The sequence below is a fragment of the Flavobacterium sp. TS_SC_5 genome, from assembly GCF_056156265.1.
Genome location: NZ_CM149588.1, coordinates 1869670 through 1889890, shown reverse-complemented (window position 1 = coordinate 1889890; position 20221 = coordinate 1869670). Strand labels below are relative to the sequence as shown.

General features: G+C 33.4%; 12 protein-coding genes. 5 read left to right on the top strand and 7 right to left on the bottom strand.

All coding sequences use genetic code 11. From position 1 onward, the window contains the following. Positions 1-11: 11 nt before the first annotated feature. From ffh to argS, 3 genes are all read right to left on the bottom strand, one after another. Positions 12-1361, bottom strand: coding sequence for a signal recognition particle protein (gene ffh / locus AC0J6S_RS08305; RefSeq protein ID WP_091171727.1), 1350 nt, complete (start codon positions 1359-1361; stop codon positions 12-14). A 126-nt stretch (positions 1362-1487) separates the two neighbouring features. Then, on the bottom strand, positions 1488-1958 hold the full coding sequence (locus AC0J6S_RS08300) for a hypothetical protein (protein WP_474956259.1): 471 nt from the start codon (positions 1956-1958) through the stop codon (positions 1488-1490). Positions 1959-2025: 67 nt separating this feature from the next. Further along, complete coding sequence (gene argS / locus AC0J6S_RS08295) at positions 2026-3804, bottom strand: arginine--tRNA ligase (RefSeq protein ID WP_474956344.1); 1779 nt, start codon at positions 3802-3804, stop codon at positions 2026-2028. 292 nt (positions 3805-4096) lie between these two features. On the opposite strand from argS, the gene AC0J6S_RS08290 reads away from it, so the two are divergent. Further along, complete coding sequence (locus AC0J6S_RS08290) at positions 4097-6001, top strand: TonB-dependent receptor domain-containing protein (RefSeq protein ID WP_474956258.1); 1905 nt, start codon at positions 4097-4099, stop codon at positions 5999-6001. A gap of 8 nt (positions 6002-6009) precedes the next feature. Then, positions 6010-6507, top strand: coding sequence for an outer membrane beta-barrel protein (locus tag AC0J6S_RS08285; protein WP_474956343.1), 498 nt, complete (start codon positions 6010-6012; stop codon positions 6505-6507). A gap of 125 nt (positions 6508-6632) precedes the next feature. Here the strand turns inward: AC0J6S_RS08285 and AC0J6S_RS08280 are convergent, their stop codons facing one another. Continuing rightward, positions 6633-7640, bottom strand: coding sequence for a 3-oxoacyl-ACP synthase III family protein (locus AC0J6S_RS08280; RefSeq protein ID WP_474956257.1), 1008 nt, complete (start codon positions 7638-7640; stop codon positions 6633-6635). A 291-nt stretch (positions 7641-7931) separates the two neighbouring features. Between AC0J6S_RS08280 and AC0J6S_RS08275 the strand changes: the two genes are divergently transcribed. After that, positions 7932-10343 carry a S9 family peptidase gene (locus AC0J6S_RS08275; protein ID WP_474956256.1) on the top strand — a complete coding sequence of 804 codons (2412 nt, stop codon included), beginning with the start codon at positions 7932-7934 and terminating at the stop codon, positions 10341-10343. 59 nt (positions 10344-10402) lie between these two features. On the opposite strand, the gene AC0J6S_RS08270 is transcribed toward AC0J6S_RS08275, so the two are convergent. The 3 genes from AC0J6S_RS08270 to AC0J6S_RS08260 form a co-directional block, all read right to left on the bottom strand. After that, positions 10403-11350 (bottom strand): ABC transporter ATP-binding protein, encoded by a 948-nt coding sequence (locus AC0J6S_RS08270; RefSeq protein ID WP_474956342.1) that lies wholly within the window; start codon positions 11348-11350, stop codon positions 10403-10405. 104 nt (positions 11351-11454) lie between these two features. Further along, entirely contained in the window at positions 11455-12150 is a 696-nt protein-coding gene (locus AC0J6S_RS08265; protein WP_474956255.1) for a YiaD family glycine zipper/OmpA-like lipoprotein, read from the bottom strand. Positions 12151-12168: 18 nt separating this feature from the next. Continuing rightward, entirely contained in the window at positions 12169-12645 is a 477-nt protein-coding gene (locus AC0J6S_RS08260; RefSeq protein WP_474956254.1) for a lipocalin family protein, read from the bottom strand. A 179-nt stretch (positions 12646-12824) separates the two neighbouring features. Between AC0J6S_RS08260 and htpG the strand changes: the two genes are divergently transcribed. Both htpG and AC0J6S_RS08250 read left to right on the top strand, forming a co-directional pair. Continuing rightward, positions 12825-14726: a molecular chaperone HtpG gene (gene htpG / locus AC0J6S_RS08255; RefSeq protein ID WP_395380983.1), complete on the top strand. Its 1902-nt coding sequence runs from the start codon at positions 12825-12827 to the stop codon at positions 14724-14726. Between the two features lie 405 nt (positions 14727-15131). Continuing rightward, positions 15132-19790, top strand: coding sequence for an AAA domain-containing protein (locus AC0J6S_RS08250; RefSeq protein ID WP_474956253.1), 4659 nt, complete (start codon positions 15132-15134; stop codon positions 19788-19790). Positions 19791-20221: the final 431 nt, after the last annotated feature.

Below are 20221 nucleotides of genomic sequence, written 5' to 3'. Positions count from 1 at the left end.
TTTTACTCATTTTATTTCATTCCTGGCATTCCGCCTTTCATACCGCCCATCATTTTCATTAGGTTTTTCCCTCCTGGACCCTGCATCATTTTCATCATCTTGCTCATTTGGTCAAATTGCTTCATCAATTGGTTGACTTGCTCGATTTTGGTTCCGGAACCTTTTGCAATTCTTGCTTTTCTTTTTACATCAATCAAAGCCGGCTTACTTCTTTCTATTGGAGTCATCGAGTGTATAATAGCTTCGATATGTTTGAATGCATCGTCTTCAATCTCCACATCTTTCATGGCTTTTGAAGCACCTGGTATCATGCCAACCAAGTCTTTCATGTTACCCATTTTCTTTACTTGTTGAATTTGAGAAAGGAAATCATCAAAACCGAATTCGTTTTTGGCAATTTTCTTTTGAATCTTTCTTGCTTCTTCTTCGTCAAATTGCTCTTGAGCTCTTTCTACCAAAGACACAACGTCTCCCATACCCAAGATTCTTTCGGCCATACGAATTGGATAGAACACATCAATGGCGTCCATCTTTTCTCCTGTACCTACGAACTTAATTGGTTTATTAACAACCGATTTAATCGAAATTGCTGCTCCACCACGAGTATCACCATCTAATTTTGTTAAGATAACCCCATCAAAATTTAATCTTTCATTGAAGGCTTTTGCTGTATTTACAGCATCTTGACCGGTCATCGCATCCACAACAAATAAGGTTTCTTGTGGCTGAATCGCTTTATGAACGCGTTCTATCTCGTTCATCATTTCCTCATCGACAGCTAAACGACCCGCTGTATCGACAATCACTACATTGAATCCATTTGCTTTCGCATGTTTGATTGCATTTTGAGCAATTTCCACTGGATTTTTATTTTCTGGCTCTGAATACACCTCAACTCCAATAGAATCTCCAACTACGTATAATTGTTGAATCGCCGCGGGACGGTAAATATCACAGGCAACTAATAATGGTTTTTTATTCTTTTTTGTAAGAAGATAATTCGCTAGTTTTCCAGAGAAAGTGGTTTTCCCAGATCCTTGCAAACCTGCCATCAAAATAACCGATGGATTTCCCGAAAGATTGATTCCGGCAACATCGCCACCCATTAATTCCGTCAATTCATCTTTTACTAACTTCACCAATAATTGGCCTGGTTGAAGTGTTGTCAATACATCCTGACCAATCGCTTTTTCTTTTACTTTAGTGGTAAAATCTTTGGCAATCTTAAAGTTAACATCCGCATCCAGTAAAGCTCTACGGACTTCTTTTAGCGTTTCGGCTACATTTACTTCGGTGATTTTTCCGTGACCTTTAAGTATATGAAAGGCTTTATCTAATTTATCGCTTAAATTATCGAACATAGTATTGATTTATTTTGAAATGCAAATTTAAGCATTTGATTTTGAAGTTGTATTCATAATATTATAAAAAAAACAGCCTTTTTAGACTGTTTCGAAGTTGTATTTGCTGATTTAACTTAAAATAAACTAATTCTTTTCAAATGTCAAATAATTCATTTCAGCATTACCATTCTTTAAAGCTCTTAATCTTATTTGTGTAGTAGTGATTTCAACAACATCCCATTCCTCAGATAATGCGACAAAAGCTAAAGGATTTGAAAACGAAATAGCAAAATCGATATCATTATTTGGATTATCATCCGCGATATCTGATTTTGTGATTGTCCATTTTCCGCTGTAATCTACATTGGAATTATCTGCCATTAAAATATCATTTGGTCCAAAAGTAAAATTATAGCCTGAAAAAGAACTCGATTTATTTGTTTTAGTATCCAAAAAATAAGTGACTTTCCAAGTTCCCTGATTTAAAGTCGCCAGTATACTTTCCGGACTTTTAGCTACAGTATTTGATACTATTGCGTCATCATCGCAACATGTACCTGCAATGTTTAGCAAAAAAACACAAAGCACAAACGGGAAAAGCACTATTTTTTTCATAATACATTAATAATTTCGTTTAAAATTACTAAAAATATTATATTTTTCGTATTAAAATCAACTTTATTTACATTCTTTCAGGAACACTAATTCCCAACAATCTAAAGGAGGCTGCAATTGTATCGGCTACTTTTTTAGACAATTGAACTCTGAAAATTTTCTTTTCTAAATTTTCTTCGCCCAAAATAGGAACCGCCTGATAGAATGAATTATATTCACGAACCAAATCATAAGTGAAATTTGCCAGCAAAGCAGGACTGTGATGCTGTGCTGCATTTTGGATAACTTCAGGAAACAACTCTAATTGCTTAACCAATTCTTTCTCTTTTTCATGCAACGTCGTCGTTTTTGTCTTATTCGAAAAGTCAAAATTTGCTTTACGAATAATAGATTGAATTCTGGCGTATGTATATTGAATAAACGGTCCTGTATTTCCTGCAAAATCTACCGATTCTTCCGGATTGAATAGGATTCGCTTTTTAGGATCTACTTTCAAAATATAATATTTCAAAGCGCCTAAGCCTATCGTGCTGTATAATTTTGCTTTTTCTTCAGCAGAATAAGAGTCTAATTTCCCTAAATCTTCGGCTATTTTCTGTGCGGTATCTGTCATTTCCTGCATCAAATCATCGGCATCAACTACTGTTCCTTCACGGCTTTTCATTTTTCCCGAAGGTAAATCCACCATTCCGTAAGACAAATGAAATAGATTTTTAGACCAGTCAAAACCTAATTTTTTTAAGATAAGAAACAACACTTTAAAATGATAATCTTGCTCATTTCCTACGGTATACACCATTCCGCCTACATCTGAATAGTCCTTCACACGCTGAATCGCTGTTCCAATATCTTGTGTCATGTAAACCGCAGTGCCGTCTGAACGCAATACTATTTTACGGTCTAGACCTTCTTCCGTCAAATCTATCCAAACCGAACCGTCAGGATCTTTTTCGAAAACACCTCTGTCCAAACCAATCTGAACGACATCTTTCCCTAATAAATACGTGTTACTTTCGTAATAAAAACAATCGAAATCAACACCGAGATTTTTATAGGTTTTTGCAAAACCATCATAAACCCATTGATTCATAGTTTTCCAAAGCGTAATAACGGCTTCATCTCCAGCTTCCCATTTTAGCAACATTTCCTGTGCTTCGAGAATGATTGGCGCTTGTTTTTTGGCTTCTTCTTCTGTTTTGCCCGCACTAATTAATTGCGCTATTTCTTCTTTGTATGCTTTATCAAAAGTAACATAATAATTTCCAACTAGTTTATCTCCTTTTAAACCTGTTGATTCCGGCGTTTGTCCGTTTCCGAATTTTTGCCAAGCCAACATTGATTTGCAAATATGGATTCCTCTATCATTAATGATTTGAGTTTTATACACTTTCTTACCCGAAGCTTTGATAATTTCGGCTACTGCATATCCCAAAAGGTTATTACGCACGTGACCTAAATGCAAAGGTTTATTGGTATTTGGCGAAGAATATTCTACCATTACCGCTTTATCTTCTGGATTTGGAGTAACGAAACCAAATTTAACATCATCTTTTATTTCTCCGAAGAAATCCAAATAATAATCATCTGAAATAACAATATTCAAAAATCCGGAAACTACATTAAAACGATTAACCTCAACTAAATTTTCAACTAAATAGTTCCCTATTTTATTTCCCAATTCTACAGGATTACTTTTAACAACTTTCAACAAGGGAAAAATAACCATCGTGATATCTCCTTCAAATTCCTTCCGTGTGGTTTGAAATTCAACTTTTTCAATAGTAATGTCAAATAAAGCTTTTACAGCTTTTTCAATAGAGGGCGTAAGAATCTGTTGTAATGTCATTTCGTGTATTGGTTTTAAGGGGGCAAAGATAGTCATATTGCAGTAATTTGAAAATTGGAAAACAAGATAATTTGCACCTAAAAATGAAGCTTTTAACCTAGTGTAAGGTATAAATCAATATTTTTTTGAAAAAATGATGTAACAAAATCCTTGTTTAGAAGTCTATTAAGTAAATTTTACAATTTCGTATTTGTTAAAAAATGTTAAATATTATTAAAAAATGTATTATGTTTAACATAGTATTATGTAAAACAATACATTTGCTTCATCAATCAATTAAATCAAATCAATCATGAAACTTAAATTAATCTTAATCTGTTTTATCGGAACGTTGTTTTCGATGCAGGCACAAACTTCCGTCAAACCGACGATTCTGGAAAACACAGGAATTATTTCTGGAAAGATCACTGACAAAAAAACCAATGAACCTTTACCGTATGTGAATATTGTGGTAAAAGAAAACAACAAAGTTATTACTGGTGAAATCACATCTGATAAAGGAACTTTTCAAATAAAAAATTTAGCCTTAAAAGATTACATTGTTGAAATCCAGTTTATGGGATATAAGACCATTACTAAAGCAATTTCACTGACAAACGAAGCAAAAAACGCAAATCTGAACACGATTGCTATCGAAGAAGATGCCATTGAATTAAAGGGCGTAAATATAATTGCTGAACGCTCCACAATTGAACAAAAAATTGACAGAAAAGTAATCAATGTAGGAAAAGATCTGACCACCGCAGGCGCAACAGCATCCGAAATCATGAATAATATTCCTTCTGTAAATATAGATCAAGATGGGAAATTATCATTACGCGGTAACGAAAACGTACGTGTTCTGGTAGATGGACGTCCAAGTAATATTGATGCGTCTCAGTTGTTGAAACAAATCCCATCAACTTCCATTAAAAAAATTGAATTAATCACTAATCCAAGTGCCAAATACAATCCGGAAGGAATGTCTGGAATCATAAACATTGTTTTACATAAAAATGCCAATGACGGATTTAATGCCAGCATCAATACAGGTCTGACTTTTGCACAAACACCAAAGATTAGCAATTCCCTTAACATGAACTATAGAACCGGTAAAGTGAACTTTTTCTCCACTTATGGAAATAATTTTGGCAAAAGATTCAATGAAGGGCGAATTTCAAGACTTGACGACAACTCCAATCAAATGTTCGATATTGTGAATGACAACAAATCTCATTTGTTCAAAATTGGAATGGATTATTACATCAATGACAAAAACACTATTTCTGCCTACACGAATCAAAACATATTTGTTGGAGATGGTATAGTGGATGTGAATATTGTAAATCCAGATGCAACGCAAAATTTACTATTAAATTCTAAATACTTTTCAGATAATACGGACGGTACTTACAATGTAGCTTTCAAACATCTTACAAAAAAAGAGGGTGAAACACTGGATTTAGAAATAAATCACAGCATCTATTCTGAAAATCAAGACGCTAGTTTCCTAACTACTTTCAACAACCCTAATATCCCCCGCAGTTCCTATACTGATAATCTGGGTGATAAAAGAAAAAATTCAACCGTCAATTTAGACTATGTGAATCCGTTGAATGACAAGACTAATCTAGAGTTGGGTGCTGAAAGCAGAATTATACGAACAGAAAACAATTACAGGACTAACAGCAGTGCGTTATCAAATTCTGATTACAGCTATGATTTAGATATCTATTCTGCTTACGCTACATTTGGACAAAAATTTAAAAAAATAGGATATCAATTAGGCGCCCGTTTTGAAAGTTACAAGGTAAACGCAATGTTAAACGGTGCTACCGCTTACAAAGATGATTATTTCACCGTGTATCCTTCAGCTTCGATGACTTATTCTCCTACGGATAAAAATCAGTTCCAAATCAGTTTAAGCCGCCGTGTAGACAGACCTAGTTTAGACCAAACCAAACCTATCAGAGAATTCAGCACACCTAGAATAACCTCCATTGGAAATCCTGAATTAGACCCACAATTCACCACGTCTATTGAATTAAATTATACTAAAACAATTGCTAAAGGATCATTCAGTACTGGTCTTTTTGTAAGAAGTATTTATAATGAAATCAACAGAATTCTCTATCCAGATCCACAAAATCAGGACCAACAAATCATGAGTTTTGACAACTTTGACAATAATACAGCCTATGGTTTTGAGGCCTTTTAAACTACAAAATCAATAGTTGGTGGGACATACAGCCAGCAATAGATTTTTCTAGTATTAACCAGAAAGGATTGGTTTCAGTACTTAATTCAACCACCAATACATTTGATTTGGTTTCCAAAGAAGTAACTGCATCAGCTTTCAACGCCCGTTTCAATAGTAATTTCAAAGCCACTAAAAGCCTTCGTTTCCTTTTATTTGGATTTTATCGTTCCGGAGTTGATGGTGTACAATTTAACGGTAAAGAAATGTATAAAATTGATACCGGTGGACGTTATTCATTTTTAAAAGACAAAGCCACCTTAAGTGTTCGTTTCAATGATATTTTTAATACGATGAAAGCCGGTTTTGACGGACAAAATCCATATCCGCAAGTCGGTCAGTTTACTTGGGAAAGCCAATCCCTTTATCTTGGTTTCAACTACATCTTTGGCGCAGGGAAAAACAAAAACTTACAACGCAAACAAAGAGATAACAATACCAAACAAGATGGCGGAGGATTGTTTTAAACAAAAAAAATAAAATGCCTCAATAAAAATTAGTTTTAATAGTTAGTTACCAAAAGAAAAACCCGGAGTATGCCAACTCCGGGTTTTTTGATTTTAAAATACTTTTTTAAATCTAGAGAATTATTTTACCATTTAATAATTGCGCTTCCCCAAGTAAAACCACTTCCAAATGCTGCCAAAACAACAGTATCTCCTGATTTTATTTTGCCTTGTTCCCATGCTTCAGTCAATGCAATTGGAATAGAAGCTGCAGTAGTATTTCCGTATTTTTGAATGTTATTATACACCTGATCATCTGTCAAGTTGAATTTCTTTTGGATAAACTGAGAAATTCTCAGATTTGCCTGATGTGGAATCAACATATCAATATCGGAAACCTGTAAATTATTTGCCTGCAATCCTTCATTGATTACTTCGCTGAAACGAACCACAGCATTTTTAAATACAAATTGTCCGTTCATATACGGGAAGTAACTTTCGTCATCCGGATCATTATCTGCTAAAATATCTGTTAGCCAACGGCCTCCCATTCCCGGAGCTTTTACAATTAGTTCTTCGGCATGTTGCCCTTCAGAATGTAAATGTGTAGATAAAATCCCTTTAGACAAATCTTCTTCTCTGCTCAAAACAGCTGCTCCTGCCCCATCTCCAAAAATTACCGAAACGCCACGTCCACGGGTCGTCATGTCCAATCCGGTAGAATGAACCTCAGATCCAATAACCAATATGTTTTTATACATTCCAGTTTTTATGTACTGATCTGCTACTGACAAAGCGTAAATAAATCCAGAACATTGATTTCTTACATCTAATGCGCCAACAGTTCTTAAACCCAAATCACGCTGTACTAAAACTCCTGGTCCAGGGAAATAATAATCAGGACTTAATGTCGCAAAAACTATAAAATCGATATCTTCTTTAGCAACACCAGAACGCTCTATCGCAATTTTAGCCGCCTTTACACCCATAGAGGTGGTTGTGTCCTCTCCTTTTATAATGTGTCTTCGTTCCTGAATCCCTGTTCTTTCCTGAATCCACTCGTCATTGGTGTCTATAATTTTGGATAAATCGTCATTAGTCACTACGTTTTCGGGAACATAATAACCCAATCCTGCTATTTTTGAATGATACATATAATTGTTATTTTATTAAAATAAGAGTCAAATTTAAAACATACTTGAAAATATGAGCCGACAAATTACCACTTTTTTAGCAATTTACAAGTTTTATGCCTTTTGTAGACCTTTACAGCTATCATCAGTCATAAAATTATGACAGAACACAAATGAAAATAAAACTACAAGAACACAAACTCAAACCAATGCAAAAGTTAAAAAGAGTTTTTTATTTCCAAATGTAACAACATTGAATTATTTTAGACTAATTATTGACACAGCCAACACTAATTTAAAATCATTCAAATTATGAAGTTAAAAATTCCATTTTTTTTATTTCTAGGACTAAGCTTAACCACTTTTGCTCAAGAAAACTTAAGCTATCAAAAACCATCTCAATCCATTTTGGAATTGGCTGATTATGAAAGAGCGCCATCGGTTTCAATGGATACCAAAAAAGAATACATGCTATTGACGTATAGAAATACTTATAAATCACTAGACGATTTAAACCAAGATGAATTGCGTTTGGGCGGATTGCGAATTAATCCAATTACGAATATTTCAAGTACAGTTACGTATGTGAACAACCTGAAATTACGTAAAATAAAAGATAAAAACGAAGTACAGGTTGCAGGTTTGCCAATGAATCCTCGTATCAGTACTATCGCTTGGTCACCAAATGATAAAAAAATCTCGTTCTCGCACACCACGGCCTCTGGTGTTGAACTTTGGGTTATCGATGTTGCTTCGGCGAAAGCCACAAAATTAACAGAAGCGACAGTGAATGCTAATATTGGAAGTCCGTTCAGTTGGATGAATGACAACGAAACGATTTTGGTGAAAATGTTACCAAAAAACAGAGCAGCACTTTTAGATGCCAAAAAAGATTTGCCAACCGGTCCAATAATTTCGAATGCTGATGGTGCGAAATCCCAAAACAGAACCTATCCGGATATGTTGAAAAACAAGAATGATGAAATCAATTTTGAAAACATCATGACTTCTGAACTATACAAAGTAAACCTCAACGGAACGGCTACTTTGTTCAAAAAAGCTGATATGTATGCTGGAGAAAGTTTCTCACCAGATGGGAATTATATCATGCTAACTACGATTCAAAAACCATTTTCATATATCGTACCATTGAGTCGATTTCCATCCAAATCTGTGGTGTATGACAAAGCCGGAAACGAAGTAAAAGTGGTCAATGAAGTGCCGCTTACTGAAATTATCCCTAAAGGTTTTATGGCGGTTCGAAAAGGAAAAAGAAACATGAACTGGAGAGCAGACAAGCCTGCAACATTAGCGTATGCTGAAGCTTTGGATGGCGGAGATCCTGCAAACAAAGTGGAATTCAGAGATGAAGTTTTTCTTTGGAACGCACCATTTGACATAGCAGCCACTTCATTGGTAAAAACACCTCAACGTTACGACCGTATGATTTGGGGTAATGACAATGTTGCCATTGTTTCAGATGAATGGTACGATACCCGTAATACCAAAACATATATTATCAATCCTTCGAATCCAAGTCAGGCTCCAAAAGTAATTTTTGACAGAAATTCTCAAGATGTATATGCAGATCCAGGAAATTTTGAAACTAGAAAAAATGAATACAACAGATATGTTTTAGCTGTTGAAAATAACAATGCGTATTTACTTGGCGATGGTTTTACTAAGAACGGTCAATTCCCTTTTATCAGTGAATTTAATTTGAACACCTTACAAGCAAAACGTTTGTACACTTCAGCCTATACAGATAAAAAGGAAGATATTTTGGAGATTGAAGACTTCAAAAAAGGAACAGTTTTAGTCCAAATCCAGTCTAAAAATGAATATCCGAATTATTACCTAAGAAACATCAAACAAAAAAATAAACTGACGCCGATTACAGCATTCAAAAATCCTTTTGAAAATATCAAAAACGTGAGTAAGGAAGTGATTAAATACAAACGTAAAGATGGTGTTGAATTATCTGGAACCTTGTATTTACCTGTAGGTTATGACAAGGTAAAAAAAGAGAAAATGCCATTGTTGATTTGGGCATATCCAGCAGAATACAAAGACAAAAATTCAGCGGGACAAAGCACACAAAACCCGAATGAATTCACGTTTCCTAGTTATGGATCGTTTGTCTATTGGGTCACTAAAGGGTATGTTGTTCTTGATGATGCTGCTTTTCCTATCATTGGCGAAGGAACAACGGAGCCGAATGATAATTTCATAACGCAATTAGTAGACAATGCAGAAGCAGCGATAAATGCCGTAGATGCTTTGGGATACATCAACAGAAAAAAAGTAGCAGTTGGTGGTCACTCTTATGGTGCTTTTATGACCGCTAATTTATTAACGCATTCTAATCTTTTCGCTTGCGGAATTGCTAGAAGTGGTGCGTACAACAGAACGCTGACTCCTTTTGGTTTCCAAATGGAACAACGCAACTACTGGGAAACTCCTGAAGTATACAATACGATGTCTCCTTTCATGAATGCGGATAAAATGAAAACGCCAATGCTATTAGTACACGGTGAAGCCGATAACAATCCGGGAACATTTACTTTGCAAACCGAACGCTATTTTCAAGCTTTGAAAGGTTTAGGCGCTCCGGCAAGAATGGTGATTTTTCCAAAAGAAGCACACGGTTATGTAGCCAAAGAGAATATTTTACATTTGCTTTGGGAACAAGATCAATTCTTAGAAAAATATTTGAAGAATTAATTCCAACTTGACCTAAAAGTAAAACCCCGAAATCATATTGATTTCGGGGTTTTCTATTTTTACGATAACATCAAGAACACTTCCTGATTAGGTTCTAATTCCGAATCATGCTCAAAGAAAATCGCTCTTCTTTCAAAAGCTGCTTTAACTAAATAATGACTTCCTTTAAAATAACATTGTTTCACAACAGCTTTCATCAAGGCATTGTCCACCACTTTTAATTGATGTGGATACAGCAAAAGTAAGGCATCTTCATCATCCTCCAAATCTATTAACTGCGATAATTTCAATTCGTTTACTTCCCCAAAAAGAGACGCAATGTATTTATTTGCTGGGTTTTCATACAAGGATTTGGAATCCCCTTTGGCCACTACTTTTCCGTTTTGGACCACAATGGTTTCATCAGAAAAAGACAACGCATCGGTGCTGTCATGCGTGGCAATAATACAGGTTACCCCTTTGTCTTTTAAATATCGAAACAAATTACGGCGCAATGAATTCTTCCTGAAAGAATCAATTTGACTGAACGGTTCGTCGAGCAAAATAATTTCGGGTTCCAAAGCCAATACTCTTGCCAAAGCCACTCGCTGCTGCTGTCCGCCACTTAAGAATTTCGCTTTTACTTTTGCGTAAGTAGTCATTTCGACCATATCCAATAACTCTTGAACGCGGGCTTTCTTTTGTTCAGGATACATATTGGACAAGTACTTACCTACATTTTCTTCTACAGTTATGTAGGGCATCAAATCGAAATCCTGTGCTAAATATTTAATGTAATCTTCTCCTGGAACCAGATTGTATTTAGGACCCAAAATGGGTTTTTTATTATAGGTAATTGCTCCGCTATTCAAATTATATAATCCGTATATCAGTTTAAGTAACGTACTTTTGCCGCAACCGCTTTCGCCTATAATAGCGGTGTTTTGGCCTTTGGAAATTGTGAAACTAACATTTTCAATGACGGGTTCATCAATGTAAGTAAAGGATATGTCTTTTATCTCTAGCATCATCTGTATTTAAGAGTGCAAATTTACGATGTTTAATTCAAATTTATGCACAAAAAAGGGCTGCTTCTTGACGAAACAGCCCTTGTTTTTATAGTGTTTTTTGCTTAGTTTTTCACTTCAGCTTCTGCATCTTTAATCATTTTTTCATTTGCAGTGATAGCAAATTCAACACGACGGTTTTGACTTCTACCATCAACTGTTTCATTAGAAGCAATTGGATCAGCAATTCCTAAACCAGTAACTTGAAATCTACTTGAAGACACTCCTTTGCTGGCTAAATAATTTCTAACAGCAGCTGCTCTTTCTCCAGAAAGTTTTAAGTTATAATCAGCTGGACCTGTACTGTCTGTATACCCGTAAATAGTAATATCAGTATCCGGATATTCCGCGAAAACTGGAACTAACTTATCTAAATTTGCTTTTGCACTAGCAGTCAATGATGATTTGTTAGTATCAAAACGTACAGCATTTTCATTCAAAACTAATTTGATTCCTTCTCCAATACGAACTACTTCAGCTCCCGGAAGAACAGCATCAATTTCTCTTGCTTGTTTGTCCATTTTATTACCAATAACTCCACCGGCAACTCCACCAACTACTCCACCTAATACAGCTCCCATAGCTCCTTTTCCACCTTTTCCAAGGTTGTTTCCAAGAACTCCACCAAGTACTGCTCCGGCAACTGCACCAATACCAGCACCTTTTTGTGTGTTGTTAGTGTTTTTTATTGCCTCACAACTTGTGAACATAGAACCCATAACCATTATTGTTGCTATTGCAACTATTGAAATCTTTTTCATATTTGTATTTTTTACTTATTAATTAACTTTTTGAAACTGATACACAACATCAGTCATTTTTCCTGCTACGTCAATTTTATCAATCAATTGAAAAGACGATTCTGTTTGGTTGGCTACATATAAAATATAACCTTCTTTCACTTTTCTAGCTTTTTCTCCAGCATTAAGTACTTTTAATACAAATTGCCCATCGTTATTGACAAACCATGTAATTGGCGAGCTAAATGCCATACAATTCGCTTTTGTTAAAGCCATAGTTCCTTTATTATTATTCGAAACAAATTTCCAATTACTTCCTACGAAACATTCTGAATCCGCTAATTGAAAAGAATTTACTTTTACATATTGTGAACCTGGATACGTTACAGAACTAATTACCCAATTACCTTTCATGGCAACCTGAGATTTTCTATCGGTGTTTGTGCTTGTTGCTGACGTTGACTTACATGCAAACATCAGAACTGCTAATGTGCATAATAAAATAACTTTTTTCATTTTCTTAAATTTAATGAATTAATACTTACACAAATATACGAAGCAATTAAACACGTTTGTTTCAGAATTAAATTATTTTATATCATAATTAACGCTTGCGACAATTTGTCACTTTCATTATAATTGGTATTACATTTGAAAGAATTATAACTATCAAAATAAACCAAAAAATTCAAAATATGACAACAGGTAAAATTAATGTTTCGGTAGAAAACATCTTTCCCTTAATCAAGAAATTCTTATACAGCGATCACGAAATTTTCTTACGTGAATTGATTTCGAATGGAACAGATGCCACACTTAAATTAAAGCATTTAACCAGCATTGGCGAAGCCAAAGTAGAATACGGAAACCCAATTATCGAGGTGAAAATCGATAAGGAAGGTAAAAAACTACACATCATTGACCAAGGTTTGGGAATGACGGCTGATGAAGTAGAGAAATACATCAACCAAGTAGCGTTTTCTGGAGCTGAGGAGTTTTTGGACAAATACAAAGATTCTGCTAAAGATTCTGGAATTATTGGACATTTTGGTCTTGGTTTTTATTCTGCTTTTATGGTTGCCGAAAAAGTGGAAATCATCACGAAATCGTTCAAAGATGAACCTGCTGCACACTGGACTTGCGATGGAAGCCCAGAATTTACATTAGAACCAGCTGACAAAACTTCTCGTGGTACAGAAATCATTTTGCATATCGCCGAAGATTCTTTGGAATTTTTGGAAGAATACAAAATCAAAGAACTGTTGAACAAGTACAATAAGTTCATGCCGATTCCAATTAAATTTGGAACTAAAACAGAAAAAATAGAGCAAAAAAAGGGTGAAGAAGTTGCTGAAGAAGATAAAGACAAAACTTTTACGGAAGTTGAAGTAGACAACATCATCAACAACCCAAATCCGGCTTGGACGAAACAACCAACGGAATTATCTGCGGAAGATTACAAGAATTTCTACCATGAATTGTATCCAATGCAATTTGAAGAACCTTTATTTCACATTCATTTAAATGTAGATTATCCATTCAACTTAACCGGTATTTTGTATTTCCCAAAATTAGGTTCTGACTTACAAATTCAGAAAGACAAAATCCAATTGTACCAAAATCAAGTGTACGTAACGGATAATGTGGAAGGAATTGTTCCTGAGTTTTTAATGATGCTGAAAGGTGTTGTGGATTCACCGGACATTCCATTGAACGTATCTCGTTCTGGATTGCAAGCCGATGCTGCAGTGAAGAAAATCTCGAATTACATCACGCGTAAAGTTGCCGATAAATTAAAGTCGTTATTCACTGAAAACCGTGAAGATTTTGAACAAAAATGGAACGACATTAAAATCGTTTTAGAGTACGGAATGCTTTCTGAAGATAAATTCTACGAAAAAGCAGGTGCATTTGTTTTGTACCCAACAGTTGACGGTAAATATTTTACTTTAGAAGAATTAAAAGAAAATCTTGCGGCGAATCAAACGGACAAAGACGGAAAATTAGTGGTTTTATACGCTGGGAATAAAGAAGCGCAACACTCGTATATCGAAATTGCAAAAGACAAAGGATATGAAGTTTTATTGCTTGACTCTCCAATTATCTCGCATTTAATTCAAAAAATTGAAGGCGATAACAGCAACATGACTTTCGTACGTGTGGATTCAGATCATATTGATAATTTAATCAAGAAAGAGGAAACTACAATTTCTAAATTATCTGAGGAAGAACAAACCAACTTAAAAACAGTACTAGAAGCTATCGTTCCTAAACAAACCTATTCTGTTCAACTGGAAGCTTTAGACAGTAATGCTTCGCCATTTATCATCACGCAACCGGAATTTATGCGTAGAATGAAAGAAATGAGCCAGTCAGGCGGTGGTGGAATGTTCGGAATGGGAAATATGCCGGAAATGTACAATTTGGTCGTAAATACTAACTCTGAATTAGCCACTAGCATCCTGAACAACAAAGACAAAGACGCTCAGGAAAGTTTGGTAAAACAAGCACTTGACTTAGCCAAGTTATCCCAAAACCTATTAAAAGGAGAAGCATTAACCGCTTTCGTGAAAAGAAGTTTTGAGATGATTAAATAAGATTATTAGACTTTTAGATCGTTAGATTATTAGAGTAAACCTGCAAGCGACCCCGAAGTATCGGGACTTGCAGGTTTTTTTTTGGAGCAGAACGATAGTTTTTCAAAATCACTTTCGTCCCGCTATGCGCTACAATCTTTGCTTTTGGCTACCGCCACAGCAAAGGATTTTCTCTACTATCGGGGCTATTTAGGATGTTTTAGGGTTATAAATTCGTTTAACAAAAGGAATAACCAATTCATAATTTGTAAAGGATTATATATATATTTGTAGGCAAACCGCTATTTAACAGCGACAATCTATCCAATTTTGGGTGTATATGCGCTATTTTGTAGCGCATACATACAAGGTTATGTGCAATTTAACCTAGACGACCAACAATAACTGACATTCAGAGAAAAAAGTATGACGCCATTACAAAATCTATTTTACTACATAAGGGACTTGTACAATTCATCGGACACTTGTTTTGACTTTGAAAAAGACAAAAACAATCCGAAGTCAAAGAATGTAAACTTTTGGGAAGTTGGAGAACTTTTGACACTTGCTAAAAAATGCGAACAGAAAAACATTCCAGAATTTAGTTTAGCGATTAACAACAATCTAAATCCACTTGACTTTTTACTAAAGTTAAGAAGAATTGCAATACCTGACGAACCCAAACAGCCAAAAGAACTTGAAAATTGGATTGAAATTAATAAAAGTAACGAAATTCCAATACTTACAATTAAACAAGAAATTGAAACAGTTGAGAAATTTGAACAATCAACCCAAAGAATAAATGATTTAGAAAAATACAAGGAACAAAGATTAACGACTTTGTTCGATGTATTACCAAAATCTTTAATTGACTGGATAGATGTAAAAGACAACAAAATTATACAAAAAGCAGAACTTAAAGTTAGAATAGTTCTTGTAGACAATCCTTCAATATTAAAAATAGCAAAAAACTTTCAAAAAGAATTTTCAGAATACTATCAAAAATTTGAACTGCCTTTTAAGACAAATCGAATTTACGATGCCTTACATACACTACATTACGAATTAAAAGGAAAAGACAACAAAAGAATTTATATATCATTTGGTTTAGTTTGTGGAAAAATTGGAAACCAAGATTATAAAAATTTTCTTTTTAATGTTCCATTAAAACTAACTCTTAAAAGCCAAGAATTCAAATTAGAGTTTGACACTTTTTCAAGTAAAATATTTTGTGAACAATTTTTTGTGGAGTTATTAGACAATCATTTTCAAAATGAAAATCAATTAATAATTGAAGAACGCAAAAAAGATGTTTTACTAAATATTGATAATTTCAATTCACAGCAACGTGAATTTATTTTTGAAAGTGATTTTATAAGAACTGAATATTTTGACAAAGGTTTAGAAATATTAAGCGTTTTTGCAAAAAAACAATATGCCTTTTTCAATGAAGAAACATTAAATTACTCTTTTCAAAAAACACCAATTGAAAATCAATTAACTTTTAGTTTTTCGCCAATAATTCAAACTAAAATTGTTGAAAGTAAACTTGCTATTTCAAAAGATGCAAATAATATAATCAACAAAATAAATGAATTACAAGCAAGTGGAAATCTTCAACTAATTCCAGATTTTTTCAAAAAACTATTTTCAATAGATGGTTTAGAAATTGAAATAGAAACACAATCAAACACAAACCAATTTCAAAATAATGAAAGTAAATCTCAATCAGCAGATTTTGGAGAAGTAAAACATCGTTCCTTGTTTCCATTACCTTACAATGAAGAACAATTTGAAATTGCAAAACGATTAAACGAGCAAGATGCAGTAACTGTAAAAGGACCACCAGGAACAGGTAAAAGTCATACAATTGCAAACCTAATTTCTCACTTTGTTGCACAAGGAAAATCTATACTTGTAGTTTCACATAATGCAAAAGCATTAAGCGTATTAAAAGATAAATTGCCAATTGGAATTCAAGAACTTGCTGTTTCGTTAGTAAATGAAGGCAAAGGAAATGAAAGTTTAAAAGGCTCTGTCAATGCTATTATTAGAAATTTGGCACAGAGATATGAAGAGACAAAAGCTACAGAATTAGAACGGCAATTAACTAATTTAGAAAGTAATTACGCAAACACGTTAAATCAAATTTACAATGCAGTTCAAGCAAACACTTTAACGCTTAAGATTTTCAACCCAATAACAAATGAGCTTGAAAATAAATCAGCTTACGATTGGGCTGTTTACCATTTTGAACAAACAAATTACGAAAATCAATTATTAAAAGATACAGTTTCTTACGAAACTGAAACAAATGGCATTGCAGAAAAATTAGTTGATTTAGTAGCAATTGGAGACAATCTTAAAAGAGATGATTTTGATTTAATAAACTTTCAGTTTTTAAATGATAATGCTTTTATTGACTTAAATGAGATTAGGAAATATGATATTAAGCTAAAGGAAATTAATGAAAAAATTAATCCATTAGATTACACAAACATTCCAACAAATTCAATAGACGAAAATCTAAAAAATATTATTCTTAATTATGAAAATATTTTTAGAGAATTCAAAATAAACTTAATTGCTGAACAGGTTTATAAGCATACTAATTTTAGGCTTGATGTATTAGTTAATATCATAAATGAAAATGATGGGTTAAGAAAACAGATCGAAGTTGCAAATAATAAACTTTTGTCTTACGAAGTTGATTTGTCAGTAGTTCAAGATACTGACGCTGACATTTTACATCAACAAATAAATCAAATAATTGTAAAATTTGGTCAAAACAAAACACTTAATTGGTTTACTAAAAGCACATTAGAAAAACCATTAAAACGTTTTTTTGAGTGTAAGCTGAATTTCAATCCAGTAACTGAAATTGACCAATTCAAAATATTAGAAATCGAGATAAACAGATTAAAATGTTTAAAACAACTTTCTATAACTTTTAATAAATACCTAAATAGCTTTGGTATTACGAAGCAAAATAATATTCAAGAAACATTAAAAGAACTTGATTTTACAGTAGAATTTGCAAAAGAAATAATTGAATTTAATTCGCAATTAAAAACAAGAAATTTACCACAAGTTTCAATCACATCTGACGATTTAACAGAAAAAATTAGCTACATCAAGAATGTGAATTATTATGCTGAATTTGTTTCAATCTCAACCTTTTTACAAGAAACCAAACAGAAATTAATTACTCATTCAAAACCACATCCTGTAATTTATAAAATTGCAGACGCAATTGAAAATACGGACAGGTCAAGTTACGAACTCTATTTAGACGAATATAGAAAGTGTAGAGAAAAACAAAGTCAATCATTAGCGTTTGAAAAACTCTTAAACGAAATTAGTAAAACGCTACCTCAAACAGCATTGTTTGTAAAAAATAAATGTTTAATTGATGACCAATACACGATTGATAAAAAAATAATTGAATTGGATATTTTCAATTTAAAACTAAATGATTTTCTAACTTTTGTAACATCACAAACCAATGGTTCGGAAAAACTTTTAGCCAATCTTCAAACTTTGAAACGAAGTATTGAAAAACAAACAGCAGAAACAATATCATACAAAACTTGGTATCATAAATCAAAAAAAGTTAGTGATACACAAAAAGCGGCTTTAAATGCTTGGTTAAATGACTTAATTAATATTGGCAAAGGTTACGGAAAAAATACAGCAAGAAATATTGCATCAGCAATAACAAATATGCAAGTAGCAAAAGGTGCAGTTCCTATTTGGATTATGCCACAAGATACAGCAGTTACATTTTTTCCTGATGCTTCACCTGAACAATTTGACTTATTGATTATTGATGAAGCAAGTCAATGTGATATAAGCAGTTTGAATTTAGTTTTTCGTTGTAAAAAATGTTTAATAGTAGGCGATGAAAATCAAACTTCTGTAGTTGCAGACAGAAGTCTATTTACTATTGATAGAACAAATGAACTACTTGACAAATATTTAATATCACATAGATTTAAAACACAGTTTGACGTAAACAATAAAAACAACAGTATTTACACAATCAGTGGAGTTATTTATCCAAACATTGTAACACTTACGGAACATTTTAGATGTTTACCCGAAATAATTGGTTATTCAAACAAGTACGTCTATAATTCTGATATTGTTCCCCTAAAAACAGCGACTGAAAAAACTTTCGGAGAACCAATAGAAATTCATTATGTCGAAGATAATTTAGACGATGAATACAAACCATTAATTGTACAAAAAGTAATTGACGAAATCGAAAATTACATTAATCAGTTTCAAGCACAGCAAATTAAGAGATTGCCGTCAATTGGAATATTGACTTTAGACAGCAGTAATATAAAACACCAAAATCAACTTATTCGTCAAATATCACAGAACGAACTAATAAAACAATTTGAAGACAAACTTGAATTATTAATTGGTACATCAAGAGAATTTCAAGGCGATGAAAGAGATATTATGTATATGACAATTACAGCCAGTCATAGCATTGTTGAAAAAGAAAATCGTTTTGAGATTAAACCACCAAGAGCTGCAACAACCGAAGAATATATGCGAATTTTCAATGTTGCTGCAAGTAGAGCAAAAGAAAAATCTGTTGTAATTCATAGCATTCATCCTGATGCAGTTGGCATTATGAACCAAGATTGTTATAGAAAAAAGTTAATTGACTATTACGTTAATATTCAAAATCAAACGAACAAACCTACTTCGACAAAAAATCTACAATCACTATTAAATAAGACAGATGCGAATTCAGGCGACTTTGAAAAAAGCGTTTGCAAATTACTTTACAATAATGGATTAGGAGATTATCTATATCCTCAATTTGAAGTCGGAAAATATTGTATAGACTTTGGACTTATTATAAACAATAAAAAAATAGCAATTGAATGTGACGGTTTCACTTATCATTCAGGCATTGTGAAAATTCAAGAAGATATAAACAGACAACTGATTTTAGAAAGAGCAGGTTGGAGATTTTTCAGAATACAAAGTACAGATTGGTTTTATAAAAACTCAAAAGTAAGTTCAGACTTAATTCAATGGATAACCGAAAACACAACTGAATAAAAAATAAACTACGCACAATCGAGTAGACGGCTCCACAGGCTAGCGCGAGCGGAATGTCATTAGTTAAGAGTATATTTGTCATTCCGACGAAGGAGGAATCTCTGTTTGTTGCTCACGTTTGTTGCCATTCCTCCTTCGTCGGAATGACAAAATCATGGGGATTATTCCTTAACTTAATGACATTTAGCTCGGGCGTCCCGCTCGTGAACATTCTAAGTAGTAAATAAACATCAATTCTAATACGGATACGCAGGAATTAATCACATCATTTAAAACAAATAAATTATGTCAAGAGTTGTAATGGCAATAGGTTTAGTAATCGCTTTTATAGGTTGGATTTTATACCGACTAATAATTAAAAAAGACTTACATAAAAATTTAAATAACGTATACCTTGGACTATTTTTTATAATAATATGGGTATTGTTTTA

Excerpts from the sequence above, each read along its gene's own strand:
- ffh (WP_091171727.1), bottom strand. The coding sequence starts at position 1,361 with ATGTTCGATAATTTAAGCGATAAATTAGATAAAGCCTTTCATATACTT.
- AC0J6S_RS08290 (WP_474956258.1), top strand. The coding sequence starts at position 4,097 with ATGAAACTTAAATTAATCTTAATCTGTTTTATCGGAACGTTGTTTTCG.
- AC0J6S_RS08265 (WP_474956255.1), bottom strand. The coding sequence starts at position 12,150 with ATGAAAAAGATTTCAATAGTTGCAATAGCAACAATAATGGTTATGGGT.
- htpG (WP_395380983.1), top strand. The coding sequence starts at position 12,825 with ATGACAACAGGTAAAATTAATGTTTCGGTAGAAAACATCTTTCCCTTA.
- AC0J6S_RS08280 (WP_474956257.1), bottom strand. The coding sequence starts at position 7,640 with ATGTATCATTCAAAAATAGCAGGATTGGGTTATTATGTTCCCGAAAAC.
- argS (WP_474956344.1), bottom strand. The coding sequence starts at position 3,804 with ATGACATTACAACAGATTCTTACGCCCTCTATTGAAAAAGCTGTAAAA.
- AC0J6S_RS08250 (WP_474956253.1), top strand. The coding sequence starts at position 15,132 with ATGACGCCATTACAAAATCTATTTTACTACATAAGGGACTTGTACAAT.
- AC0J6S_RS08260 (WP_474956254.1), bottom strand. The coding sequence starts at position 12,645 with ATGAAAAAAGTTATTTTATTATGCACATTAGCAGTTCTGATGTTTGCA.
- AC0J6S_RS08275 (WP_474956256.1), top strand. The coding sequence starts at position 7,932 with ATGAAGTTAAAAATTCCATTTTTTTTATTTCTAGGACTAAGCTTAACC.
- AC0J6S_RS08270 (WP_474956342.1), bottom strand. The coding sequence starts at position 11,350 with ATGCTAGAGATAAAAGACATATCCTTTACTTACATTGATGAACCCGTC.
- AC0J6S_RS08300 (WP_474956259.1), bottom strand. The coding sequence starts at position 1,958 with ATGAAAAAAATAGTGCTTTTCCCGTTTGTGCTTTGTGTTTTTTTGCTA.